Genomic DNA, 25,492 nt, shown 5'->3' with positions numbered 1-25,492 from the left:
ATCAGCCCTCTTCATCATCACCGTCCTCTTTGACTTCTTCTTTGAGGGCGGTGCTTTCCCAGGCATGGTCGTTTGCGCCAAGCTGTGCATACAGGTCATTTCGCAGCAATTGCTCCTGTAGTTCTATCTCTTCCAGGGTAGACATCAGGAATGCTTTTTTATCGTGGCGTTTTTCGGCCAGCCTTAAGATTGACTCTTCGTCGTATTTTATAAATCGTTGTCCCTGGCGTGTTGCCGTATAACGTCTGTGGCCCATTTCTATAAGGGCGTCTACACCTAAGTGTACAGCGCTGTACATGTTTTCCCTGTAGAAATTTTTGATACCCATATCTACAAGTTCAAACGCATCGCTTCGGTTACGTGCCCGGGCAAGTATTTTAAGGTGAGGGAAATGTTTTTTGATTATTTCTACGACTTCAAGGTTTACGCGCGGGTTATCAATTGCGGCAATAAAGAGCTTTGCATTTTCGCAGCCTGCAGCCTTTAAAAGTTCCAGCCTTGATGCATCGCCATAATACACTTTAAAACCCATTTTACGCAGCGAATCTACCCTGTCGGAGTCCATGTCCAGTACTGTAGGCAGTATACCGTTAGTTTTCAACAGGCGCACTATGGTACTCCCGAAGTTTCCGAAACCGGCAATGATCACGTCGTTATTTTCATCAATGTTGTCGTACTTATTCTTGGGTTCTTTTTCTTTTACGCCAAAATAAGGGTCAATCCATTTTTCGTTGATAAGCAGCAGGAATGGCGTGCCCACCATGCTTATAGCAATTACAGCCATCATTTGGTTAGAAAGCTCCACCGGCAGCAGGTTAAGCTGTATGGCAAAGCCAAGGATAACGAAACCAAATTCGCCCGCCTGGCTTAATGCGAAAGAAAAAAGCAGGTTCTGGTCGGAGCTCTTTTTATAGATCTTTCCTACCGCTAACAATACGAAGAACTTGATACTGTTGAATATCGTTGTGAAGATGATGATAAAGGCAGGGTCAGCTGCAATTAGCGTAAAGTTTATAGACGCGCCTACACCTATGAAGAACAACCCTAAAAGCAGTCCTTTAAACGGTGCTATATCGCCTTCAAGCTCATGCCTGAATTCACTGTTGGCCAATACAAGCCCGGCAAGGAATGCCCCTAATGCAGGACTCAGTCCTACCAGCTGCATCATGAACGAAACACCCATTACAAGCAATAGCGCTGATGCGGTAAAGAGTTCCTGAAGCCTTGTTTTGGCAACCACGTGCAGTAGGGGCACGATAAGAAAACGTCCGCCAACGTATACCATAGCTATTGCCCCAAGCACAATAAGCGTTTGCAGCCATCCTTCAAAGTCTGATATCAGTGATTGGTTTATAGTGTCAGCATCAACAGCGCCATGAGCTTCGGCAAGAAGCGGAAGTATCGCCATGATAGGAATTACGGCTATATCCTGAAACAATAGCACTGCAAAAGAGGAGCGCCCCATAGAGGTCTTGGTAAGTCCTTTCTCTTTTAATGTCTGCATTACGATAGCTGTGGATGATAACGTAAGCGCTAGTGATACCACCAGCGTTGTACGCCATTCCCAACGTAATACAAGCGAACACGCAATAAATAAGATTGCCGCCGTGCCTACAACCTGCAATGTACCCATGCCGATTATAAAACGCCGCATACGCCAGAATTTCTGAGGGTCAAGCTCCAGGCCGATAAGAAACAGCATCATTACCACGCCAAATTCGGCGAAGTGCATGATATCCTGGCCTTCTTCACCTACAAATCCTAATACGTACGGACCAATGATGATTCCGGCAAAAAGGTAGCCTAAAATAGAACTCAGCCCTATTTTTTTAGCAATAGGTACGCATACCACGGCTGCGGTAAGGTATATTATAGCCTGAAAGAAAAATCCGTCCTGCATAATTACGTGAGTTTTGTTTTAAACCAGTCATTAAAATAGAGAAAACCCTCTAGCTCTTTAGCTTCAAAAGGCTTGTTTTCAAGATGTTCAAGTAAACGTCCGTATTGTATGGCGTTTTTCAGGTAACGTTCATCGCTCATGGAGTGCGTTCCGTGCAGTACATAAGGCGGCAGGTAGGTCATGTTGCACACTTTTGCCGTCTGGCAGAAAGGCTCCAGCAATTGCGGAATCGTAAAAAAGTCGCGGCCCGTTGTGCTGTAGTTTTCTTTACGGCCTCCGGTAGTAATAACCTGCAATAAAAGTTTGCCTTTAAGGGCTAATCCGTTTTTTCCGTATGCCCAGCCATGCTCAAGTACAATGTCTATCCATTGCTTTAAAAGCGGCGGACAGCTGTACCAATACATGGGGTGGTGCCATATTATAATGTCGTGCATGTTGAGCAGTTCCTGCTCACGTTTCATATCAACATCAAATTCGGGGTATTCCTGGTAAAGGTCGTGAAAGGTTATATTGGGAGAATCGGGTATGTGGCTGACAAGCGCGCTGTTAGCGTTCGATTTTTCGAATAACGGGTGGGCGAATAATATCAGGATTTTATTAGCCATAAAATAGCCTGTTTAGATTTATTAAGAACAATTAAGCCGTTTCGGGCATCTGCAATATAACAAAAAATATTCAGCTATCATTGGTGTTTTCAGGGATAGTCAGAGTTTTTAATCATAAAATTATTATAAATTTTAAATTTATGTTTTACAATTTTACCCTAATTCTGACCATCTTATTCAAAAAAAAGACGCAGCAATCTACGTCTCTTTGTACTTTTTTATATAATTCAGCTTTGCTGTTTTCAGGAAACTGCAACTGATCAATAAACTTTTTTATGCGTCTATACCAAGGTAGTTAGCCGGAGTGATATTCATAAGTTCAGCTTTTATCGCATCGCTAACATTAAGGTTGCCAATAAAGTTCTGTATGGCTTCTTTATTGATAACTGTGTTAGTCCTTGTAAGGTCTTTTAAAGCCTCATAAGGATTAGGATAAGCCTCACGGCGAAGTATCGTCTGAATAGCTTCTGCAACAACTGCCCAGTTCTTTTCAAGATCTTCGGCAAACTTATCTTCGTTAAGAAGCAGCTTATTCAGTCCTTTAAGGGTAGCTTCAAAAGAAATGATGGTGTGGCCCATTGGTACACCTATGTTTCTTAGTACAGTACTGTCAGTAAGGTCACGCTGTAACCTTGAGATAGGCAGTTTAGCCGAAAGGTGTTCAAAAATAGCATTAGCAATACCCAGGTTACCTTCAGAGTTTTCAAAATCAATAGGGTTCACTTTGTGCGGCATAGCCGATGAACCAATTTCTCCAGCTTTTATCTTTTGTTTGAAGTAATCCATAGATACATACGTCCAGATATCCCTGTCAAGGTCGATAAGAATAGTATTGATGCGTTTAAGGGCATCAAAGAACGCTGCAAAATGGTCATAATGCTCAATTTGCGTAGTAGGGAATGAGTGCTTAAGCCCAAGTGTGCCCTCTACAAAATCGTTACCAAATTTTCTCCAGTCGTTTTGCGGATATGCTACGTGGTGCGCATTAAAGTTACCTGTAGCACCGCCAAATTTAGCCGCAAAAGGAACGTTGAAAAGCAAACGAAGCTGTTCCTCAAGGCGTTCTACAAATACAAGTATTTCTTTGCCAAGGCGGGTAGGAGAGGCCGGCTGTCCGTGGGTACGTGCAAGCATCGGGATGTCTTTCCATTCTACGCTAAGCTCTTTAAGCTTGGCGATAACCGCGATAAGCGATGGCAGGTATACGTTCTCAAACGCTTCTTTAGTAGAAAGCGGAATTGCTGTATTATTGATGTCCTGAGAAGTAAGCCCGAAGTGTATGAATTCTTTGTAAGCATCAAGGCCAAGTTTTTCAAAACCTGCTTTTATAAAATATTCCACGGCTTTAACGTCGTGGTTTGTAGTTTTCTCGATCTCTTTTATCTGAAGCGCATCTTCGCTTGAAAAATTCTTATAAAGTTCGCGCAACAGGCCATAAACACTTTTGTCTACACCTGTAAGCTGCGGTAAAGGCAGTTCGCAAAGCGCAATAAAGTATTCAATCTCTACAAGAACGCGGTATTTTATAAGGGCTTCTTCAGAGAAATAGCCTGCTAAAGGTGCGGTTTTGCTTCTGTATCGTCCGTCAATAGGCGAAATGGCATTCAGTTCAGATAAATTTTGCATTGTTTTTAAGTGTCAAAATTAGAAGCCGCGAAGGTAAGGTTTTTGGGTGGAATAAAGAAATGAGGGTAACATTATTTGGAGTGATAAAGGGTAGATTTAAAGTCTTCGTTACGCTCCGTAAAGCTGTTATTTATTTTTTAGTCTCTCCCTCACAACTTCCATTCCTTCACTTGCTGTCATTGGCAAAACCTCAATTGAGTTACTTAGGTATGGAATAGTTGCCGGTTTAGGATCAATATAAAATATGGGGGTAGTTGGGCGTACATAATCAACCAGTCCTGCTGCGGGATATACCTGCATTGAGGTGCCTACAATTATAATATAGTCGGCTTCTTTAACGATATCTATCGCATATTCAATTGCAGGGACTGCCTCGCCAAACCACACGATATGCGGGCGCAGCTGATGCCCATCGGTATGCAGGTCGCCAACGTTTATGTCGGTTTTCCACTCAATGATGTCATTTTCGTTATATATGCTTCGGGCTTTAAGGAGTTCACCATGCAGGTGCAATACGTTAGTGCTTCCGGCGCGCTCGTGCAGGTCGTCTACATTTTGTGTAATGATGTGTACCTCAAAATCATTTTCAAGTTCAGCGGCTATTATGTGTCCCTGATTGGGCTGCACTTCAAAAAGCTGCTGCCTTCGTTTGTTGTAAAAGTCCAGCACCAGTGCCTGGTTTTTGCGCCAGCCTTCGGGCGATGCCACTTCCATAACATCATGGCCTTCCCATAAGCCTCCGGCATCACGAAAGGTATTGATTCCGCTTTCTGCACTCATACCGGCACCGGATAGTATGACAATTTTTTTCATTTTTAATTTATTTGAACCTATATTATTTGGCAGAGACGCAGCATACTGCATCTCTGATTTAAAAAACAAGATAATAAAAAAAGTGCACTCCTGTTTTCACAAAAGTGCACTTTTCAATTTTATTTATGTTTAGTAAGCCGGGGCTGTTGTTGCAACCCTGTGGCTTATAGTCTTACACTTTTCCTAAAGTATACAGCTGCTCCATGGTAGGGGAAGCGCTACCTCCGACAGGCTCAAGTGTGATACCAAAGGCCTGTACGCCATCAAAATTATCCACTTTTATGATGCCTTTGTTCTCGGCAATCTGTTCTTTAGTAAGCACCCCAATGCTGGTAGGAGTAAGCGGATCAAGCATTAATGCCCAAACCTGGTATTCTTTTCCCTGCGGCGCTTCAGGTAAACCTGCTATATCCACATAGATCTCTTTTTTAGCATTGTTCACATACATTTTAGCGTAAGCATTCGGGGCAACTTCCTGACCCGCAAGCGGTACTGCCACGTTGTTCTTATCACGTATAAGATCCAGTTTTTCCTTATGGATGTTGTTCTCCTTTTCTATGGCAGCAACCATTTGTTCAAACTTATCCCTTTGTTTGTTTGCCGACTGTACTTTTCCTGTTTCGCCTTCATACATATAATATTGTATACCTAAGCCAAAAAGCAATACGATAGCAGCCGCCCAACCTATATAGCCCGATACTCCGCTGCTTCTGCTTGGCTGCAGCTGGATTACACCAGATTCTTCTGAATGTTTCTCTATAAGCTCTTTGCGTATCCTGTGGTACACGTCCGGCGATAAATGCGGCGAGACGCTGTATGACAAGTTTACGATAGCTTTTTCTATCGACAGGATCTCGGCTTTCACCTCTTCATGTCTTGCAGCCATTTCCTGCACCTCTTTATTTTCTTCTTCGGTGGTAACACCAAAGATATAAAGCTCTAAAATCCCTGAGTTGATAAATTCTTCCATTATACCTCTAATATGGTTCTTAAATCGTTAATACAATTCCTGTTTTGTGTTTTTACCGTACCAAGCGGCATAGCGAGTTCGTCAGAGGCTTCCTGTTGTGTGTAGCCCTTGAAAAATAATAACTCGATAATGCGTACGCAGGTAGGTTTCAGTTTTTTCACAAACTCACGAATACCAATGGCATCTATCTTATTGACTACCGTGGCATTGTGGTCAAGGATATGTACGAAATTATCAACGGAGAGGTTTTTTAAATTTTTATTGTGATCTTTAGAACGAAGCCTGTCTATAGTGCTATTCCTTGCAATATTAAGGATCCACGTAAAAAATCGTCCTTTACTTTCGTTATAAGAATCTATGTTTTTCCATATTTTCACAAAAACTTCCTGCAGTACATCTTCAGATTCTTCCTTGTTTTTCAACAGGTTAAAGATAACCCCATAAAGGCTTTTGGAATACATGTCATACAGTGCGGTAAAGGCGTTACTGTCTTTTTTGTAAATTTGCTCAAGTAATTCTTCCTGTGTCATACTTTTTTTAGTTGGTTAGGCACATCTAATATATAATAAAAAATTCTAAAGGCAACTCTTACGAATGAAAAATACGTTTGATATACATTACCTAAATTATCTTGAAACTATCATTACCGAAACCCGCAGGGATAAATTTATAGACATATTGTCGCGCCGTACCAAACATTTTACCGTTGCGATAGAAGATGTTTTCCAGCTGCATAATACCAGTGCAGTTATGCGAAGCTGCGAGATATTCGGGTTTCAGGAGCTGAATGTAATTGAGGAAAAATACGGAAAAACAATTGACAAAGAGATTGCCATGGGTGCCCAAAAGTGGGTAGATGTAAACAGGTTCAGCAATACCGAAAGCTGTATAGACCACCTTAAAGCAAAAGGCTACCGCATTATTGCAACATCGCCTCATGAAGAGTCATGCTTTCTGGAGGATTTTGATATATCCCAGCCGGCTGCCTTGTTTTTTGGAACCGAAAGGTTAGGATTATCGGAAGAAGTGCTGAGCCGTGCTGATGGTTTCCTTAAGATTCCGATGTTTGGTTTTACCGAAAGTATTAATGTATCGTCTTCTGCTGCAATTATCATCCAGAGCCTGAGCACGCGCCTGCGTAACTCTGATATCAACTGGCATCTTACCGAAGAGGAGATGTTGGAAAAGCGTATCGACTGGGCACGTAAATCAATAAAAGATATTGATTACATCACGCAGCGTTACCTGGAAGAAACGGTATAGGTTTATTTTTTGCGGTTAAGCGCTTTGTACTCCTCATAACAGCCGCTTATGGCGTCCATAATCTGGAGGTCATTTGCAGTGCGTACAAACTCTTCAGAATAGCTGCAGCGTTCAAGGATCTCTGCTATTTCATTTTTGTCTACGCCAAGAAGTGCAGCAAGCGTTTCGCGGTCAAATTTCTCAGAAAGGGCGTTACGCACAGTATCGTCCTTTTTCATATCCTTTAACCTTCGCATTTCAGCAGGCTTTTTACCGAAGGTATTGTGCAGTAAGTCGGCAGGGTTAAACATTGAGCTTACAATTCTTTTGTATGCACTCGGCGAGTTTTCCCCGGCTTCATAGCCTTGCGGAAGTCCTGAAATACTATAACGGTAGTTTTCGCGTACAGGGGCAAGCCTTGAGTCTACCTGCAGGTAGCCAGTAAGGTTGTATTTGCTTATAATTACTTCTTCAAGCGTGTAAGCGCGTTCTGTAAGTGATATTTTTGTAACATTCTTAAATTTTACCCAGTCGTTAGATACACGTACCTTAACCGCCTGATAGCCTACAAGTGAAACGTGCAGGGTGTCATTAGCCTGTGCCTCTATGCTAAAAGCACCTTTATGGTCTGTAACCACGCCTTTAACGCGGTTAATGTTGATAATGCTAACGCCCGGAATGGGTTGTAGTGTTGTCTCGTTTAGTATGATACCCGATACCTTGTCAGGTGTCGTTTGAGTACCCTGGGCAAATGAGCTTAAAGAAAGTAAGGCCAATAAAAAAACTACAAAATATCTCATTGAATGTTTATGTGTTGTAAAAGTAATAAACAAACGGGATATTTTGTAGTTAGTATGTGAACTTGTTTAATTTTTTTTGATTGAACCAAAAAAAATTAAACAAGTATAGTATCTAAAAGAATTTTAGCTTCTTCTCGGCCTTCTCTCACTTGGAGAAGAACTAGAGTCGCCTCTTCTTGGAGGACGTCCGCCCGGGCTTGAGTTTCTTGCTCCGCTTCGGCCTCCGCCAAAAGATTCGCCTCTTCTCTCACCGCCACCGCTGCTTCTCTCGCCGCCGCTTCTTCCACCAAAACCGCCTCTGTCGCCACCGCCTCTGTTGAAGCCGCCACCGCCACGATTGTTATGGTCTCTGCGTCCGCCGTTGTTGTCTCTTCCGTCGTTTTTAGAGATCTCAACGTTTATCCTGCGGCCATCCATCTGGAAGCTGTTAAGGATGTCAAGAACTTTTTCGCTGTGCTCTGCATCGGTGTTAAAGAAAGAGAAACCTTCTTTAACGTCAACTTTAAACACGTCGTCACGGCCAAGGCCAAGGGTGTCACGTAAGAAATCCTTAAGGCTCATCCAGTCATAATTGTCTCTTGAACCTATGTTGATAAAGTAACGTGTTGCGCCGCTGTCGTTTCCTCTTGCTACACCTCTGTCGCTTCTTTCTCCTGCAGACTGAGCAGAAAGGTCGCGGTTTTTCTTGTAGTAGTTGATGAAACGGTTAAACTCTACCGATACCATTTTCTTGATAAGCTCTTCTTTAGTAAGATCTTTCATTACTTCATAGATGGCAGGAAGGTAAGCGTCTATCTCGTGGTCTATCTCTACGTCTTTTATTTTGTTGGCAAGGTGGAAAAGCTGTATTTCGCAGATCTCCATTCCTGAAGGGATCGTTTTTTCTTCAAACTTCTGTTTGATGATCCTTTCAATAGCCGATATTTTACGTAATTCACTTTTAGTGATGATAACGATGGAAGTACCCAGTTTACCTGCACGTCCTGTACGTCCGCTACGGTGGTTATAAGTTTCTATCTCGTCAGGAAGCTGGTAGTTAACAACGTGTGTAATGTTGTCAACGTCAATACCCCTTGCAGCAACGTCAGTAGCAACAAGCATTTGTATCTGCCTTCCACGGAACGACTTCATTACAGAGTCACGCTGTGCCTGAGAAAGGTCACCGTGAAGTGCTGCAGCGCTGTATCCGTCTTCAATAAGTTTTTCGGCAACTGCCTGGGTATCTCTTTTAGTACGGCAAAATACAACCGAGAAGATGTCCGGGTTAGAGTCAGCTAAACGCTTAAGCGCTTCATAACGGTCACGTGCATTTACAAGGTAAAATTCGTGAGATACCGTAGATGAACCAGAGTTTTTGTGTCCTACAGTGATTTCAAGAGGTTTTCTCATGAATTCTTTAGCGATACGTGCAACTTCCTGCGGCATTGTAGCCGAGAATAACCACGTGCTTTTGTCTTCAGGAGATGTAGAAAGGATGTTTACGATATCATCATAAAAGCCCATGTTAAGCATCTCATCTGCCTCATCAAGAATACAAAAATCAATTTTAGAGATGTTTACAAGGCCACGGTTAATCATATCCTGCATCCTTCCCGGAGTAGCTACGATAATTTGTGCGCCGCGTTTAATGTCTCTTGCCTGTTCTGTAATGCTTGCACCACCATAAACAGCAACTGTGTTTATGCCTTTAATGTACTTAGAGTAAAGTTTGATCTCATTTGTGATCTGTAAGCAAAGCTCACGTGTAGGCGATAAGATCAACGCCTGGGTGTTCCTGTTTTCAGGATCTATCTTTTGGATAAGCGGAAAACCGAAAGCAGCGGTTTTCCCCGTACCCGTCTGGGCTAACGCTACTATATCTGTGTCTTTTTCCAATAATAGGGGAATCGCTTTCTCCTGCACTTCTGACGGATTCTCAAATCCTAGATCGGTTATCGCCTTCAGAAGCGATTCATTCAATCCTAATTGTTCAAATTTGTTCATATATATTTTTAAAATAGGTGCAAAGGTACTGTTTATTAGCGAGATAAACTAATAGACTTTACAGTTTTATTTTAATAAATATATTTGAAAATCAGATTGTTAGCTTTTTAAGAATTCTATAAGCTGTGCTACAGCCCTTCCGCGATGGCTTAAGAGTGCCTTTTCGCTGAGCGAAATTTGCGCAAAAGTGACGTCTAAATCCTTAGGTTTAAACACGGGATCGTATCCAAAGCCACTTGTACCGTGTTTTTCGGTGGTAATGGTCCCAATTACAATTCCGGTAAAGAGGTGCTGCTGCCCGTCAAGGTTTAAAGCGATAACAGTCTTAAAGTTGGCATTCCTGCCGGTTTTGCCGTCAAGTTCCGTTAAAAGCTTATCCATATTATCGTTGGCATCTTTCTGTTCGCCTGCATAACGTGCCGAATATACGCCCGGCGCACCGTTAAGCGCATCAACTTCAAGGCCTGTGTCGTCGGCAAAGCAGTTGTAGCCGTAGTTTTTAGTAACATAGTTGGCTTTAAGTATGGCATTGCCTTCAATCGTATCGGCAGTTTCAGGAATGTCTTCGTGGCAGCCTATGTCTTCAAGGCTTAAAAGTTCTATGTCGGCAGGCAGCTGATGCTTTATTTCCTGTATCTTGTTTTTATTGTTGGATGCAAATACCAGCTTCATGTTATATTGTATAAGGATTACGGTCTTTTTTACTGCAAATCATATCAGTCAGGCGGGCAATGCCCCACCAGCGCACGTTATTTCCATTAGCAACACGTGATGCTGTTCTGATAACTATAATGAATTCTGCAATGTTTAAAAGTATTACAAAGGTAATGTAGGGAAAGAAATAAGATGAGGTTACCTGAAAAAAATTAATAGCATCTAAATCTATATTATCTGAACCGTTGCTGAAAAGTCTTTCTGAATTGTAATAGATATTTTTGACTGTCCACGTTATCGCAATGCTGTTAAAAGGAATCAGTAGTGCCTGCCCGATAGCTGACTGGATGCAGTGCCACCGCACAAAATATGTTGATTTTCGGTAGGCGAGGTAATAGCCTATGGATGCGATCAGGTTGATTACAGGCAGCGGAATACCCGCAATAATGGCAACGACGGCCATAAGGTAGCTTTTGGATGCCTGCTCATATTCGTAAGGATAAATGAGCGGTTTGTTTTTTAATGACCCTTCTGTATGTTCCATAGCCAGTTCAGTATAATTAATAGGATGAGGCTGATGGCGACCCATTTTATCCTGATGGTGTCTTCAGCTTTTTTGTAATTATAATAGAGTGTGTCTTTGTTAAGCACAATATCATATAAAAGCCAGAAAGGGGCAATGACCATGATCAGCGCCATGAAAATGCCAAGCGGGTTGAGCAGCAGAGCTTTTGAAAAATAGCCTTGTGACAGCAGTAGTACAGATCGTGTACTGCCACAAGAGGGGCAGGCTATACCGGTTGCATTCTTAAACAGGCAGGGGGTAAGATCGCTATGCAGTGCATCGTTTTGCGATGACCATATAACCCAGCCGTATCCGGCTGCTATTCCCAGCCCAAGCATCAGGTATAGCCTGTTTCTTGTCATTTAGTATTTGTACATATCAAGGTATATGTTCAGCTTCTGCATGTTTTTCTGGCGCGTAAGGTCCATGATAAGGAACCAGTCTACAATCGTCCAGATACCAAGGCCGCCGCAGGTAAGCAGTTTTGCAACGCCGAGGCCTGTATCGCCGATTATAAAACGGTCGATACCCCAGGTGCCTACAAGTATAGATACGATGAGGCTTACGGTTGGGTCTTTAAGTTCTATTGAGTGAATCATTCCCCATTTAGATTCGTCCATGGCGATCATTCTTTCGCGTATAAAAGGCACGTTGCTTGATGGGAAGAACTTTGCATTGTTCATTAAGTAAAGGTCTACTTTTTGTGGATCCATTTTAATAATTGATTTGGTTTATTTTCAAAGTAAAACTATAATTTTTTTTCAAACTGTTAAGGTTTTGTTTAATTTTCATTCAATAATAACATTGAGGACTGAAACTGGTGATTAATATTATTTAAAAATCGGTGGTTTGGCAGTTGCACGGCGGTAGTCGCAAAACTCATTTTTTTCTTAAACTGATTATAAAAATTATTATGATGTGAGCAATATAATAATTACTTTTGGTGCGTTTTTTAAAGCACAAAACTCGACTTGAATTATGGTAAAAGATCTTTTTGAAAGGATACAGAAGAATAAAGGCCCTCTTGGAATGTGGGCTTCTCAGGCAGAAGGTTATTTTGTCTTTCCTAAACTGGAAGGCCCTCTGGCAAACAGGATGCAGTTTCACGGTAAAGAGGTTATCAACTGGAGTATAAATGATTACCTGGGACTTGCTAACCACCCTGAAGTGCGTAAAGCTGATGCTGATGCGGCTGCAGAATATGGTGCTGCGTACCCGATGGGTGCAAGGATGATGAGCGGCCATACTTCATGGCACGAAAAGCTGGAGCAGGAACTTGCTTCTTTTGTACAAAAAGAATCGGCTTATCTTTTAAACTTCGGTTACCAGGGAATGGTTTCTACAATAGATGCTCTTGTTTCTAAAAACGACGTTATCGTTTATGATGTAGATTCTCATGCGTGTATTATTGATGGTGTTCGCCTTCACATGGGTAAACGCTTTACCTATAAGCACAATGATGTAGAAAGCCTTGAGAAAAACCTTGAGCGTGCTACTAACATGGCAGAAACTACAGGCGGTGGTATACTTGTTATTACCGAAGGTGTATTTGGTATGAGAGGCCAGCAAGGTAAACTTAAAGAGATCGTTGCCCTTAAAGAAAAATATAACTTCAGACTATTGGTAGATGACGCGCATGGTTTTGGTACACTTGGTAAAACAGGTGCAGGAGCAGGCGAGGAGCAGGAGTGCCAGGATGGTATAGATGTTTACTTCTCTACCTTCGCAAAATCTATGGCAAGCATAGGCGCATTTGTAGCTGCTGATAAAGATATTATCGACTTCCTTAAATACAACCTGCGTTCGCAGATGTTTGCAAAATCGTTACCAATGCTATTGGTTAAAGGTGCTCTTAAACGTCTTGAACTGCTTAAAACTACGCCTGAGCTTAAAGATAAACTATGGGAAAACGTAGATTACCTTCAAAACGGACTTAAAGAAAAAGGTTTCAATATTGGTGATACCAATACTTGCGTTACGCCTGTTTACCTTGAAGGAAGTATCCCAGAAGCGATGGTAATGGTAAACGACCTTAGAGAGAACTATAGTATTTTCCTTTCTATTGTTGTGTATCCTGTAATTCCTAAAGGTATTATCCTTTTAAGGATGATCCCTACGGCTAACCACACTAAAACTGATATCGACGAAACGCTTGCCGCATATGAGGCTATTCGTGAGAAATTAGAGAACGGTACTTACAAAGAAATCGCTGCTAAGACTAAAGTAGACGTATCTGCCCAATAAGCGGTCACTTATATCATAAAAAAAGCCCATGCATTGCATGGGCTTTTTTGTGTTTATTTCATTAGTTGGCGTTAAAAAACGAAAATTATTTATAGTCGTTCTTGCCATACTTACTACTCGATTTATAATATCCCAAAGCCTTGTAATAATCTCCTTGAGAATTCCGCTTATAGATATACAGAGAGTCTGATTTAGCAGCTTTGATAAGCGAATCGCCTGCCTTGATTATTTCTTGTCTTTAAAGGATATATCTGGAAAAATAAAATTCCTCAGCAGCTTCATTATATAAAATGTAACTGCCCGTAGCAGTAAAATCTGTTTTAGCTATCACGAAATTGTAGCTGCTATTATATTCTTCATTCTCGGTTATAGACCTAAAAATGTAGCTAACACCAAGTATTACCACGAGTGAAAGCACAACATTTAAAAAAAATTTTTTTTTCATAGCCCTTTGCCTTAGTCCAAACCATCAAAATTCGTGATTTACAATAATGAACTATAAATTCTTAATATAGGTTCTCCTGCGTTTGTTTATAACAGGGTTAAAGTGTTTCCAAAGATTTTGTATCGAATGGTTGTCTGCCAGCTCCGGTGTGCGTATGCAGTTCTCGATTTTATTTTCTGTGAAAACCCTGAAGTATTCTTCAAATATAATGGCTGTAACACCTTTGTTCTGGTATTCGGGATCAACACCTATAAGGTAAAAAACAACATCCTTGCTCTTTTTCTTTGCTTTTAAAAGATGAAGGAAACCGAAAGGGAACAGTTTGCCATTAGCTTTTTTTAATGCTTCAGAGAACGAAGGCATTACAATACTAAAAGCAACAAGCTTATGGTCTTTATCTTCTACAAACTTGATATATTCAGGATTAATGAAGCTGATGTATTTCTTTTTGAAATATTCTTTCTGTACCTCTGTAATAGCAACAAACGATGACAGATCTTTATAAGAGTCGTTAAAGAGGTCAAACATTTTGTCTACATGAGGCATAACATCTGCTGTTGTCTTAAAATCAAGTGCTTTAAGTCCGTAGCGCCTCTTTACAAGGTCGGCTGCTTTTTCAAATACTGAAGGATGTACATTGCTAAAACTGAATATGCTTTCAATGTATTCCTTCTCTTTTACGTAACCCAGCTGCTCAAGGTGTGTTTTGTAATAGGGGTTGCTGTACCAGGTTATCATATTACCCATTTGGTCAAAACCTTCGGTAAGCACACCTACTTTGTCAAGGTTAGAAAAGCCCATTGGCCCTTCAATATTCTCCAGGTTGTGTTTTCTGCCCAGCTCCTGAACTTTTTCAAGTAATGCTCTTGTAACTTCAATATTGTCTATAACATCAAACCAGCCAAAGCGTACTTTTCTCTTTTGCTGTACATTTACTTCCTGCCAGTTTACAATTGCTGCAATTTTACCTACAGGTTCGCCGTCTTTGTATGCGATGTAAAAATAGGCTTCTGCATGCTCAAAGGCAGGGTTCTTTGTCTTGTCAAAGCTGTCAAGCTCTTCGTTTATGATAGGTGGTATCCAGTACGGATTGTCTTTATACAGCTCAAAAGAAAACTTTACAAATTCCTTAAGTTCCTTTCTCGTCTTTGCTTCTTTAATCGTGATCATGTTTATTCTGTAGGTACGTTATCCAGTCTGTCTTTTTCTTCTCTTTCCTTCTTTTTCTTCATCTTTTTATCCGTTTCGCTCTGGTCTTTTTCAGCATCGGCCTGACTCGGAAGCAGGATGTCGTGGTAATCGGCATCAAAACGCCATGAAAAGCCTACGCCTCCATATAATATAGAAGGTGTGTCTTTAAAGTTCTTGCTGATGGAGGCATCCAGCTGCATGCTGTCGTTAAGGAGGTAGGCGGCACCTACACGGCCTACAACATCAGCATAAAAATCGCTTTTATATCCTTGTAGTTCCACAAACCCCGACCATTTGGCAGCAAACGCCCTTGTAAGGGTAGAAATTATGCCATAACTCGGGTAGTCTGTGGTAATTTTGTCAGCTATAAAGTTGTTTGTCCATATCACGCCGTTAAAACGGTTCTGGGTAATGGCAATTACCTTTGGGCTCAGGCCGTCATCAGGAAACGAGTACGGGTTGTTTTTTCCGATAAGGTTAGCTCCTGCAAATATCGATACGGACGGGATAAGGTTGTGCCATTTAAACTTGTGGTTGGCCTTCCAGCTGTATATGTTTACTTCAGGGTGGTAGTTCTTGTTAGGGTCATAGATAAGATACTTGGCCCCGATTACAAACTGCCTGAAATCGTTACGGTTAGTTACATAAATAGCGTCTTCAAACTGGTCAAACTGGTATTGTATGTCGGCCACAAATTCAAGCTGTTCAAGAAAAGCACCATAGCGCAGCGTAAGGTCAAGGCCAAGACCTTTAGTCTTGTTGTTAAGCACCTCATGCTTCTCTTTTATGCCATAAATACCGGTCTCCACCTGCATCACGGTTTTGCCTACAGAAAACGCTCCCATAGACTCGCCGGGGCGGTTAGAATTTATCTGGTCTGTATATTGGGCAGTGGCTATACCGGCGCTTAAAAGCAGGGCAAGCGGAAAAATTTTCTTGAAAACGGTCATGTTTGGCGCGTTTATTGGTTGTACTTGAAAACGTATGGTTTCCCAAAAGTAGTATATTTTATTATTAATTTAAGAGCCATGATTTAATTTTCAATAACAGATTACGTATTTTTGACAAAACTTTATGACAATGGAAACCGCATCGTTAACAGGAATTATCAAGACCATCTTTTGGTTACTCGTTATATATTATGCAGTTAAGTTCTTCTTTAAGCTTTTTGGGCCGGCAATTTTTCAGAGTGCGGTAAAAAGGGCAGAACAAAGCATTTACCAGCAGTACCAAAACCAGCAACAGCAACAATCACAGCAGCAGTATACAGCTCCAAAACAGGACAAGCCCCAGGAAAAGAAAAAAATAGGCGAGTATATTGATTTTGAAGAGATTGAATAGTATTACAAAGAACCTTTCAGAAATGAAGGGTTTTTTTGTGCCTGCCGGGTATTAATTGCAGGTAAGCTTCGGGGCATTTGTAGAAAATTAAGTATCTTCACGGCGTTTTTTTACAAAATGCATTTATGAAAAATATAAACAGGCTTTACCCGCATTTTCTTGCTATTTTAGGATTTGTAATTGTTTCACTGATCTATTTTTATCCTGTTATGCAGGGCAAAAAGATATTCCAGTCAGATATTGCCCAGTATACGGGAATGGCTAAGGAACAAAACGATTTCAGGAAAGAAACGGGCGATGAGCCGTACTGGACAAACAGTGCCTTTGGCGGTATGCCTACGTATCAGCTGGGTGCAAAATACCCGCACAACTATGTAAAGCAGATCGATGAGGCCATTCGTTTCCTCCCGCGCCCTGCCGACTACCTGTTTATATACTTTTTAGGATTTTATATCCTGCTATGTACTTTTAAAATAGATCCGCTTAAGGCGTTTTTTGGGGCGCTTGCCTTTGGTTTTTCTACCTATTTAATTATAATACTGGGAGTTGGGCATAACGCCAAAGCCCATGCCATTGCTTATATGCCGCTCGTTATTGCCGGATTTGTAATGGTATTCCAGAAACGCTATATTGCCGGGGGGCTGCTTACCATGGTAGCTGCTGCGCTCGAAATAAATGCTAACCACATCCAGATGACGTACTACCTGTTCCTGTTGCTTTTAGTAATAGGAGTATGGTTCCTTGTAGGTATTGTTAAGAATAAAGAATACAGGCATTTGGGAATTTCACTTGCCTTACTGGCAGTTGCCGGGATATTGGCCGTAGGTACTAATGCTACAAACCTTATGGCTACTGCAGAATATGCAAAATACAGTACACGCCACGATAGCGAACTGACTTTTGAACCGGATGGCAAGCCAAAGGAAAGCACAAATGCTATGACCTATGAGTACATCACCGACTATAGTTACGGTATTGCAGAGAGCTTTGACCTTATAGCACCGCGCCTTTTTGGTGGTGCATCGAGCGAAAAACTGCCTGCCGATTCTCATATCGTTGAATATCTTCAGTCGCAGCAGGTTGCTGAAGGAGAATATATGTCGGAGCAGCAGGCTGTAATGTATGCTGAACAGGGCATGCCTACCTATTGGGGAGACCAGTACAGTACGGCTGGGCCGGCCTATATAGGAGCTGTTGTATTCTTCCTTTTTGTGCTGGCTATGTTCGCCGAAGAGCGCAAGATTAAATATGCCTTTTTAGCAGGTGCTATATTTTCACTGCTGTTATCTTGGGGTAAATTTTTTCCGCTGCTTACCAACTTCTTTATAGATTACTTCCCTATGTACAACAAGTTCAGGGCTGTAGCATCTATACAGGTATTACTTGAAGTGTGTATTCCTGTACTTGCCGTGTTAGGACTTAATGCGTTTTTTACGCTGGATAAAGATAAGCAGTTCAAAGCTTTATGGCAGTCTTCTGCTGTGGCATTGGGTGTAATAGTATTGCTGTTCCTTTGCAAAGGTATGTTTAGCTTTGCCGGATTAAGCGATGAGCAAATTGCACAGAGCTATCCTCCGGGATTCCTTGAAGCACTTAAAGAGGATCGAAAAGTAATGTTTAGTGCAGATCTGCTGCGTTCAGGATTTCTAATACTTATCTCAGGCCTTGTGCTTTGGCTGAACAACAAACAGCGTATCTCTCAGTTTATGGCTATTATACTGGTAGGCCTTTTTATGGTGGCTGACCTTTTCTTTGTAGATAAAAGATATGTGGATGCGACTGCTTTCCAGAGTGCCAGTAAGATAGATATGCCGTTTCAGCCAACTGTTGCAGATCAGCAGATTATGCAGGATACCACAAATTACAGGGTGTTTGATATTGAAGGTAATCTTAACAGCGCCCGTGCATCATACTTCCATAAATCGCTTGGAGGCTACCATGCCGCAAAACCTAGAAAACTACAGCAGTTGTTTGAATACCAACTGTCTAAAAATAACATGGATGTGCTTAATATGCTGAATGTTAAGTACGTTATTCAAAAGGGTGAAGACGGCCAGGAAGTGCCTACACTTAATGGCCAGGCTAATGGTAATGCGTGGTTTGTAAATAAACTGAAGATCGTGAGCACACCGGATGAAGAAATGAGGGGTCTTAATAAGATGAATACCAAAGAATCGGCGATTGTAAACAAGACAAAATTCCCTGATGCGGTTACCAAAACGACTTTTGTAAAAGACAGTACCGCAACTATAAAACTTACATCTTATGAGCCTAATTATTTGGTTTATAAGTCGAATAATCCAAACGAAGGGGTGGCAGTATTCTCTGAAATGTATTATGTTCCTGGATGGAATGCTTATATAGACGGTAAGGAAGTGCCTCACTTTGAGGCAGATTATGCACTACGTGCGCTTAAAATTCCAGCGGGCAAACATACAATAGAATTTAAGTTTGAGCCACGGGTAGTTAAGACCGGAAGTACCATAGCACTGATAAGCTTTATCCTTATGGTAGCGCTTGTTTGCTTTGGTATCTATACCGAAAAGAAGAATAAAGAAAAAGCTCTAAAAGAAGCGTAATAGCTTATTAATCAATATACAAAATGAAGGTACTTATCATTACTTATTACTGGCCTCCTGCGGGCGGTCCCGGCGTTCAGCGCTGGCTTAAGTTTGTTAAGTACCTTCCTGATTTTGGCATTGAACCAATAGTTTACATTCCTGAAAACCCTACGTATCCGCTTGTGGACGAAGGGCTTTTAAAGGAAGTTAGGCAGGATGTAACCATCCTGAAACAGAGGATTACCGAACCCTATGCGTGGGCTTCGGCATTCTCTAAGAGCAGTACCAAAAAGATAAGCTCAGGCATCATTCCCCAAAAGAAAAAACAGTCTTTTTTGCAGCGTATCATGCTGTGGGTGAGGGGTAACCTGTTCATTCCCGATGCACGTGTGCTATGGGTCAGGCCATCTGTAAAGTACCTTTCTAAATACATAAAAGAAAATGGTATTGATACCATAATCACTACCGGGCCGCCACACAGCCTGCACCTTATAGGCTTAAAAATTAAGCAGTTGCATAATGTGAAATGGATAGCTGACTTCCGTGATCCATGGACGACTATAGGGTATCATAAAGCCTTAAAGTTGAGTGATTCGGCAGCAAAAAAACATAAAGAGCTGGAGCGAAAAGTACTAAATACAGCCGATGATGTATTGGTAACAAGCCCGACAACAAAGGCTGAATTCCAAGCACTTACTACAAAACCAATAACGGTTATTACCAATGGCTATGACACTGAAACGGTAGCCAAACAATCTCTGGACGAGAAGTTTACGCTGGCGCACATAGGTTCATTCCTTTCTGAGCGTAATCCTACGATACTTTGGGAAGCTTTAGCAGAACTTACTGCTGAAAACGAGCAGTTTAAATATAAGTTTGAACTGAAACTGATAGGTGCTGTAAGCAGGGAAGTGCTTGATTTTCTTGATGATACGGGGCTTTCGGGCTTTGTAAACAGCCTTGGCTACGTACCGCATGCCGAAGCCGTAGCGCAGCAGCGAAAGTCGCAGGTGCTGCTTATGGTGGAGATCGATTCGGAAGAAACCAAATGTATCATACCCGGAAAATTGTTTGAATATATGGTCTCGGAACGCCCAATTTTAGCAATCGGGCCGGATGGAGCCGATTTTGCGTCAATTGTCCAAACGACCAATACAGGCATTTTTGTTACTTATAACGAAAAGGAAAAGCTAAAGAATGCTTTGCTACAGTGGTTTAACCAATATATTGAAGGTGCTTTAAAATCGAATGCTATAGGCTTGCAGCAGTATTCACGCAAAAACCTTACTGCGCAATTAGTCCAACTTTTAAAAGGGTAATTGTTACGCTTTCCGCTCTCAAAACGCCGTTTTCGTGCGTAAAATTAGCTGTGCTTAGTTGTTTGTAAATCAATGTTTTGAAAAATAATATTACGCATTTGGTTTTTCAAAATCGACCCAATTTCTTATGAGATTTCAGATGTAAAATTTCATAGTCGGCCAGAGAATTTTTCAATCATTAAATTCTTCAATTTTTAATACCAAATGGTATAAAAAGTAAATCCCGCCATTTTTAGCAAAATGACGGGACTTAACAAACCAACCAACCAATTATTAACAAACCTCAAAACCTAAGCTTCGAGATTTCTTATGACAAAGATACAATTAATGTGCCAAAGTCACAATATGTAGCAATTGTTTTTATAATAATATTCTAAATTTTAAAGCTAAAAAATGCAGATTTTACATTCGCTTAACATGGAAACCCTCAGAATGCTTGACTTTGAAGCATAAGAGGACGTAAAGAAGAATTTGTAATTTATATTCATTCTAAGAGCTGTGGCTTATATTTTCGGTAATTATAAGCTTCTTAACGAGTACTATTTGGCCTAAATGATAGTGCAGGTGCTCTACTATTCCGATAAGGTTTCTGTAATAGATGCCATATTTGGGGTCGGTAAAGTCCTCCCATAGCTTTTCTTCGGGAAGCTGCTCGATAAGCAGGGCAAATTGTTCGGCTTCCGCCCAAATCCCTTCAAGCATTTTCTGCCAGTCGCTTTCTGAAGCAATAGGAGGATGGCTAAAACTAAGCTTATCGCTGGCGTCAAGGGTATTACCCTGCAACACTCTCGTAACGGCAGTCACGTAATATGTTACGTGGTAGGTTAGCGCTGCAATAGTATTTAAATCATACACTTTGGCAACAGCCTGCTGCCAGGTTACGTCTGCAAGGGTATCTTTTAAATTGACTGTAGTCCAGTTACCGCCGAAAAATACCTCCCGTAAATGTCTTGCAATTTGTTTTGAAGTGGTCATGATGTTGATTGTCAGTTTGTAAATTCAAATTATGAAAATTTGTTACATAGTAAACTCCCCAAAATGCCACAGCACTCCCGACGGATCATGCACAAAACACTCACTGCCCCAGTCTTCATAGCGTATTGGAGAAATCTTTGCAGTTTCATATTTATCGGTCAGTTTTAGGGCAAGTAGTTCATCCCAAAAACGGTTCACATCGTCTACTTCCATGAATAGCATGGTGTTGTCTATCCAGTCTTTTACATAGGCTTTCTGAAGGTAGAAGGCAGTATCACCTGATTTGAAAACCGACATATCGTGTGATAAAACAGTTTCTTCAAAACCCAGGTCGCGGTAAAAACTGCGTGATACTTCAAAGTCTTTTGCCCCTATAAACGGTCGTAATGATTTGGCATTGAGATTCATGGTATAATTAGTTTTGGAGGCCTAAAGATATTAAAAAAGATATAGCATCCGGTTAATTAATAGATTGTACTACGTGATAAAACCTGAAAATTCTCACTATTCAAAAAAAAGTTTATTTTTACAAAAAATAAAGGATGAACCGCTTTTTGAAGCATTATAAATACCAAATTCTATTAGTTTTTATTGGCATTATCTGGATTACGCTGCTAAACGGCCTGCTTCAGGTTTACGACCAGCACCACATTTACCCTGATTCGGAAAGTTACAGGCAGGCTGCCGATCTTTTTTATCACGACTTTAAAGCACACTGTTACAGGCCTTTTGGAATGGCGCTAATTTTTGGGATTCCGTATATCTTTGGAGGAGGCAACGCGGAGGTTTTTGACTTCAGCCTTGTCATTAATATAATGAGCTGGCTTGGTTCTGCACTGCTGGTTTTTAGCTTTCTGAAAAAAATGATTACGGTTCGTAAAGCCTTTATATTTGCATTAGCATTCTATTCGATATTAGGGCTGGCATTCGTAAATTTCCACCTGCTAACCGAAGGTATTTATACATTTTTCACGCTTCTCGTCTTCTGGCTGATTGACAGATATTATGCTGCAAAGTCGTTCCATTATTTATCTATCGCGTTGGGGCTTTTGCTTTTTATGGTGCTTATAAAACCCGGGACAAAGTTTTTGGCCATCGTGCTCCTGCTAGTTTTTGGCGGGGTACTGATAAAGAATTTTTATAAGTACAGTATGGCCTTTATTTATATTAGTGTTGGCCTTATCGTGTTTCAATGCGTTAAAGTTAAGCAGGAATACGGCGATTTTACCCTTAGTTATATTGATGGCGTAACCTATTATAATTACCTGGGCAACACGGCCATGACCCTTAAGACGGGCGGGACTTTTGAAGAAGGCATTCAAAAACGGATGGACTATATCTTTAGCCTCCCGCATACCGAAACAAAAGCTGTCGCTGCAAAAGATTTTAAAGACCAGCTGAGCGGCAATACATTAAATCTGGTAAAAGGATATTTCATAAATATCGTAGAGAATACAAAAACGCCAAACGACTGTATCGTGATATGTAAAAACAAGGCAGGAACAGGGTATTTCGATAGTGTGCAAAAAGCTTTTATCATAATTTCGAAGTATCAGAATCGTATTTTTACCGCCTTAGGCATTATATTCGCACTTTATTATTTTTTTAGCGGTTATAAAAAGCCCGACGTTTATACATTAATCAGTTTTTACATACTGTATACCATTGCATTATCAGGAATTTCATCCCATCAGGGCGACAGGTTCCACCTTGTTTTCTTTCCGTTTGTCATAGTATTGGCAGGGAAATTTTATGCACAGCGATACAGTACCAAAATAGTACCGGTTCAGGAATGAAAAAACTATCTATAATTATACCTGTTTTTAACGAAGCAAAAACAGTGCATTTAATACTGAATAAAATTAAGGCTGCTGTTTTGCCCGACGGCATAACAAAAGAGATCATTATAATAGACGATTTTTCTACCGATGACACCGTAGGCGCTATTGAGAACTATATGTCTCAGAATTCCGATTTGGCGATGACATTCTTCAGGCATCAGAAAAATAAAGGTAAGGGCGCAGCACTGCATACCGGAATCAAGGAGGCTACCGGCGATCTTATCATCATTCAGGATGCCGACCTTGAATACGACCCAAACGAATACAATATACTTTTAAAACCTGTACTGGACGGACACGCCGATGTAGTGTACGGATCGCGGTTTATGGGTGGCAATCCACACAGGGTGCTATTCTTTTGGCACACCATAGGTAACAAGTTCCTTACATTCCTGTCTAATATGTTTACCAATCTGAACCTGACGGATATGGAAACCTGCTATAAACTATTTGATGCCAAAATATTAAAATCGCTGACGCTTACCGAAAACCGTTTTGGTTTTGAACCCGAAGTAACCGCTAAAATATCAAGGATAAAAAGGATAAGGATTTACGAAGTTGGCATTTCGTACTACGGAAGGACTTATGAAGAGGGTAAGAAAATAAACTGGAAAGACGGTGTTAAAGCAATTTACTGCATCCTGAAATACGGAATGCTGGGGATGAAGTGATACCTATTTTCGATTAATCATCTTCTCTTTTCCTTTATAATAAAGTCCTGAACACTTTTCGGCAAAGCCAAAGTACGTGTTTTCACTAAATGATTCAAGGTCAGTTGCCGTAAGTTTGATTTTAGTTTTAATGGTTGGGATGCTGATAAGCTCCTCTTTTTCCTGGTCATAGTAATTCCAGTTGCCAATGTAACTTCCCGTAACTAGGTTTACACTCGATTCGCCACTGCCATCGTTGGCAGCATTGCCAAACTCGTAGCGGCTCATGCCAATAAGCATTATCTTTTTTGTTTTCGCATCATACCTAAACTGGTTACTGTAACCCGCCCGCATCCAGTTGTTATTAAAGTAAAAGCCATTTTTAGCGGCTGCAATGCCCGATGATTCATTGAGTATCTCAATTGGCTTGCTTTCCATTTTCCTGAATTGCTGTGTAGACAAACGGCATACTATAACAGACCTTATGGTATCAACATACACCGAATCCATTACGCGGTCGGCATCAAGGTCTTTTACCAGCTTGTTTTGGCTATACGTTGTTATCTGAAAGAGGGTAAACAGGAGTAGGAGGGTGGTTTTCATTATGTTATGTAAATGTACATTGTTAATTGCTACGTATAGTGCATCTTATGCGATTATCGATTTTTGAAATTATAACGGAATGAAATTCAGGATCAGTCTCTATGCTTTGATAGTAATGTTTATTCGTCTTTTTAAACTTTGTCGTATCAATCTTTTTTAGTAATTCAGCAAGATCGTGTTCTGTAAATGTCACATCTATAACTTTAAGCGACTGTCCTGAAGGTCCGAAATTTTGATGGCGTATATCTTTATAATTTACAATAGGAGTACCTATAGTTTTCTCAACGGATTTAATATAATCTTTGTCTGATTCTGAACAAGATGCTAAAAGTAGAATGGACAATATAAAGAACACATATTTCATGGTAATGATTTAAATTACAACACCGCAAGCAGTATAATCAAGATTAAAAACACGATAAGAAAGAACACCGGCCTGTTTGCTTCGCTGTCTGTATTGGTCACGTTTGCCGTCCGGTTGATCTTCTTTTCGTTAGGTTTCGTCAGGATTTCTATTTTTGCGCTAAAACGATGGTCGCCATTGCATATTTTGAGCAGCTTTTCATGAATGACAAGCTTAAATTCGTCAGGAAGGAAAATACAGGAAACCAGTATTTCGTCGAGGATTAGGTTTGTTGTAACAATATCGTTGGCAGTAACCAAAAGCCTTATGGTTTCGTCAGACAACAGGTCGTTGATAACATTAAAAAGTCTGATTTCATTGATCTGGCCTCCGGCATTAAGCACCTTTGTCTTTATCCTTTTAAACAGCGTAAGAAAGGTTACAGGCGTTGCCTGTCCGGGTTCAGCCGTGCTTTTGCCGTGATGGTGGCTGCGGTTGTCCTGCGCATAATCGTAGGCATTGCGTTTGGGTAAATCGCCAAGGATGATGTACGATTCCGATATCTCCTTAAATCGCTCCTCACTTGCTTTGTCGCCATCGTTCTTGTCAGGATGGTGCTGCACGGCGAGCTGCCTGTAGGCTCTCTTTATTTCGTCCTGTGATGCATTGCGTGCAACGCCAAGTATTTTATAGTAGTCCGTCATTTAGGCAACCGTTGGAACTGTAAAAATAAGAGAAAAAATTAAGTTATCGGCTTTAGGGTTGCTGGTTATTGCATTCGCCGGAGTGTGTCTCATACAGCCTATTTAACCCGCCCTTCA

General features: G+C 40.9%; 26 protein-coding genes. 7 read left to right on the top strand and 19 right to left on the bottom strand.

The window, feature by feature from the left end; translation table 11 throughout:
• Position 1: 1 nt before the first annotated feature.
• From R1T16_RS09290 to R1T16_RS09265, 6 genes are all read right to left on the bottom strand, one after another.
• Entirely contained in the window at positions 2-1,900 is a 1,899-nt protein-coding gene (locus R1T16_RS09290; protein ID WP_317500819.1) for a monovalent cation:proton antiporter-2 (CPA2) family protein, read from the bottom strand.
• Positions 1,901-1,902: 2 nt separating this feature from the next.
• Positions 1,903-2,505 (bottom strand): NAD(P)H-dependent oxidoreductase, encoded by a 603-nt coding sequence (locus tag R1T16_RS09285; protein WP_317500818.1) that lies wholly within the window; start codon positions 2,503-2,505, stop codon positions 1,903-1,905.
• A gap of 273 nt (positions 2,506-2,778) precedes the next feature.
• Positions 2,779-4,131 (bottom strand): adenylosuccinate lyase, encoded by a 1,353-nt coding sequence (purB, locus tag R1T16_RS09280; RefSeq protein WP_317500817.1) that lies wholly within the window; start codon positions 4,129-4,131, stop codon positions 2,779-2,781.
• Between the two features lie 126 nt (positions 4,132-4,257).
• Entirely contained in the window at positions 4,258-4,944 is a 687-nt protein-coding gene (locus tag R1T16_RS09275) for an NAD-dependent deacylase (RefSeq protein ID WP_317500816.1), read from the bottom strand.
• Positions 4,945-5,116: 172 nt separating this feature from the next.
• Entirely contained in the window at positions 5,117-5,914 is a 798-nt protein-coding gene (locus tag R1T16_RS09270; RefSeq protein WP_317500815.1) for an anti-sigma factor, read from the bottom strand.
• A complete protein-coding gene (locus R1T16_RS09265) occupies positions 5,914-6,444 on the bottom strand; it encodes a sigma-70 family RNA polymerase sigma factor (RefSeq protein ID WP_317500814.1) in 531 nt (176 codons plus the stop codon). The genes R1T16_RS09270 and R1T16_RS09265 overlap by 1 nt, the downstream gene beginning before the upstream one ends.
• Before the next feature lie 64 nt (positions 6,445-6,508).
• Here R1T16_RS09265 and R1T16_RS09260 point away from each other — a divergent pair, with 64 nt between their 5' ends.
• Positions 6,509-7,177: an RNA methyltransferase gene (locus R1T16_RS09260; RefSeq protein ID WP_317500813.1), complete on the top strand. Its 669-nt coding sequence runs from the start codon at positions 6,509-6,511 to the stop codon at positions 7,175-7,177.
• A 2-nt stretch (positions 7,178-7,179) separates the two neighbouring features.
• Here R1T16_RS09260 and R1T16_RS09255 read toward each other — a convergent pair whose 3' ends face one another.
• From R1T16_RS09255 to R1T16_RS09230, 6 genes are all read right to left on the bottom strand, one after another.
• Complete coding sequence (locus R1T16_RS09255; RefSeq protein WP_317500812.1) at positions 7,180-7,956, bottom strand: carboxypeptidase-like regulatory domain-containing protein; 777 nt, start codon at positions 7,954-7,956, stop codon at positions 7,180-7,182.
• Positions 7,957-8,079: 123 nt separating this feature from the next.
• Positions 8,080-9,939, bottom strand: coding sequence for a DEAD/DEAH box helicase (locus R1T16_RS09250; RefSeq protein ID WP_317500811.1), 1,860 nt, complete (start codon positions 9,937-9,939; stop codon positions 8,080-8,082).
• A 99-nt stretch (positions 9,940-10,038) separates the two neighbouring features.
• Positions 10,039-10,611 carry a non-canonical purine NTP diphosphatase gene (locus tag R1T16_RS09245; RefSeq protein WP_317500810.1) on the bottom strand — a complete coding sequence of 191 codons (573 nt, stop codon included), beginning with the start codon at positions 10,609-10,611 and terminating at the stop codon, positions 10,039-10,041.
• A gap of 1 nt (position 10,612) precedes the next feature.
• The gene (locus R1T16_RS09240) at positions 10,613-11,137 is read right to left on the bottom strand and encodes a hypothetical protein (RefSeq protein WP_317500809.1); all 525 of its coding nucleotides are present in this window, start codon (positions 11,135-11,137) and stop codon (positions 10,613-10,615) included.
• A complete protein-coding gene (locus R1T16_RS09235; RefSeq protein ID WP_317500808.1) occupies positions 11,113-11,520 on the bottom strand; it encodes a DUF2752 domain-containing protein in 408 nt (135 codons plus the stop codon). Before R1T16_RS09235 ends, R1T16_RS09240 begins: the two co-directional genes overlap by 25 nt.
• Positions 11,521-11,871 carry a TM2 domain-containing protein gene (locus R1T16_RS09230; RefSeq protein WP_317500807.1) on the bottom strand — a complete coding sequence of 117 codons (351 nt, stop codon included), beginning with the start codon at positions 11,869-11,871 and terminating at the stop codon, positions 11,521-11,523.
• 265 nt (positions 11,872-12,136) lie between these two features.
• Between R1T16_RS09230 and R1T16_RS09225 the strand changes: the two genes are divergently transcribed.
• A complete protein-coding gene (locus R1T16_RS09225; RefSeq protein WP_317500806.1) occupies positions 12,137-13,402 on the top strand; it encodes an aminotransferase class I/II-fold pyridoxal phosphate-dependent enzyme in 1,266 nt (421 codons plus the stop codon).
• 238 nt (positions 13,403-13,640) lie between these two features.
• Here the strand turns inward: R1T16_RS09225 and R1T16_RS09220 are convergent, their stop codons facing one another.
• Genes R1T16_RS09220 through R1T16_RS09210 form a run of 3 tightly spaced genes read right to left on the bottom strand, consistent with a single transcriptional unit; the run spans position 13,641 to position 15,988 of the window.
• A complete protein-coding gene (locus R1T16_RS09220) occupies positions 13,641-13,847 on the bottom strand; it encodes a hypothetical protein (RefSeq protein ID WP_317500805.1) in 207 nt (68 codons plus the stop codon).
• Positions 13,848-13,898: 51 nt separating this feature from the next.
• On the bottom strand, positions 13,899-15,017 hold the full coding sequence (locus tag R1T16_RS09215; protein WP_317500804.1) for a GTP cyclohydrolase: 1,119 nt from the start codon (positions 15,015-15,017) through the stop codon (positions 13,899-13,901).
• Positions 15,018-15,019: 2 nt separating this feature from the next.
• On the bottom strand, positions 15,020-15,988 hold the full coding sequence (locus R1T16_RS09210; RefSeq protein ID WP_317500803.1) for a transporter: 969 nt from the start codon (positions 15,986-15,988) through the stop codon (positions 15,020-15,022).
• Positions 15,989-16,112: 124 nt separating this feature from the next.
• Between R1T16_RS09210 and R1T16_RS09205 the strand changes: the two genes are divergently transcribed.
• The 3 genes from R1T16_RS09205 (at position 16,113) to R1T16_RS09195 (ending at position 20,259) form a co-directional block, all read left to right on the top strand.
• The gene (locus R1T16_RS09205; protein WP_317500802.1) at positions 16,113-16,379 is read left to right on the top strand and encodes a DUF4834 family protein; all 267 of its coding nucleotides are present in this window, start codon (positions 16,113-16,115) and stop codon (positions 16,377-16,379) included.
• Positions 16,380-16,504: 125 nt separating this feature from the next.
• Entirely contained in the window at positions 16,505-18,958 is a 2,454-nt protein-coding gene (locus tag R1T16_RS09200) for a YfhO family protein (RefSeq protein WP_317500801.1), read from the top strand.
• Positions 18,959-18,981: 23 nt separating this feature from the next.
• Positions 18,982-20,259 (top strand): glycosyltransferase family 4 protein, encoded by a 1,278-nt coding sequence (locus R1T16_RS09195; protein WP_411162025.1) that lies wholly within the window; start codon positions 18,982-18,984, stop codon positions 20,257-20,259.
• A gap of 489 nt (positions 20,260-20,748) precedes the next feature.
• Here the strand turns inward: R1T16_RS09195 and R1T16_RS09190 are convergent, their stop codons facing one another.
• Together R1T16_RS09190 and R1T16_RS09185 are read right to left on the bottom strand one after the other, a co-directional pair.
• Complete coding sequence (locus R1T16_RS09190; RefSeq protein ID WP_317500800.1) at positions 20,749-21,234, bottom strand: DUF1572 domain-containing protein; 486 nt, start codon at positions 21,232-21,234, stop codon at positions 20,749-20,751.
• Between the two features lie 42 nt (positions 21,235-21,276).
• Positions 21,277-21,642, bottom strand: coding sequence for a VOC family protein (locus R1T16_RS09185; RefSeq protein WP_317500799.1), 366 nt, complete (start codon positions 21,640-21,642; stop codon positions 21,277-21,279).
• A gap of 134 nt (positions 21,643-21,776) precedes the next feature.
• Here R1T16_RS09185 and R1T16_RS09180 point away from each other — a divergent pair, with 134 nt between their 5' ends.
• Complete coding sequence (locus tag R1T16_RS09180) at positions 21,777-23,030, top strand: hypothetical protein (RefSeq protein ID WP_317500798.1); 1,254 nt, start codon at positions 21,777-21,779, stop codon at positions 23,028-23,030.
• Entirely contained in the window at positions 23,027-23,746 is a 720-nt protein-coding gene (locus tag R1T16_RS09175; protein ID WP_317500797.1) for a glycosyltransferase family 2 protein, read from the top strand. Before R1T16_RS09180 ends, R1T16_RS09175 begins: the two co-directional genes overlap by 4 nt.
• A gap of 3 nt (positions 23,747-23,749) precedes the next feature.
• Here R1T16_RS09175 and R1T16_RS09170 read toward each other — a convergent pair whose 3' ends face one another.
• Positions 23,750-24,328: a hypothetical protein gene (locus R1T16_RS09170; protein ID WP_317500796.1), complete on the bottom strand. Its 579-nt coding sequence runs from the start codon at positions 24,326-24,328 to the stop codon at positions 23,750-23,752.
• 378 nt (positions 24,329-24,706) lie between these two features.
• Complete coding sequence (locus R1T16_RS18410) at positions 24,707-25,375, bottom strand: DnaJ domain-containing protein (RefSeq protein WP_411162024.1); 669 nt, start codon at positions 25,373-25,375, stop codon at positions 24,707-24,709.
• Between the last annotated feature and the right edge of the window lie 117 nt (positions 25,376-25,492).

The organism is Flavobacterium sp. DG1-102-2 (assembly GCF_033042555.1).
Lineage (GTDB): Bacteria > Bacteroidota > Bacteroidia > Flavobacteriales > Flavobacteriaceae > Flavobacterium.
The sequence above is the reverse complement of the archived record's forward strand: the minus strand, read 5'-3'. Positions and strand labels throughout refer to the sequence as shown.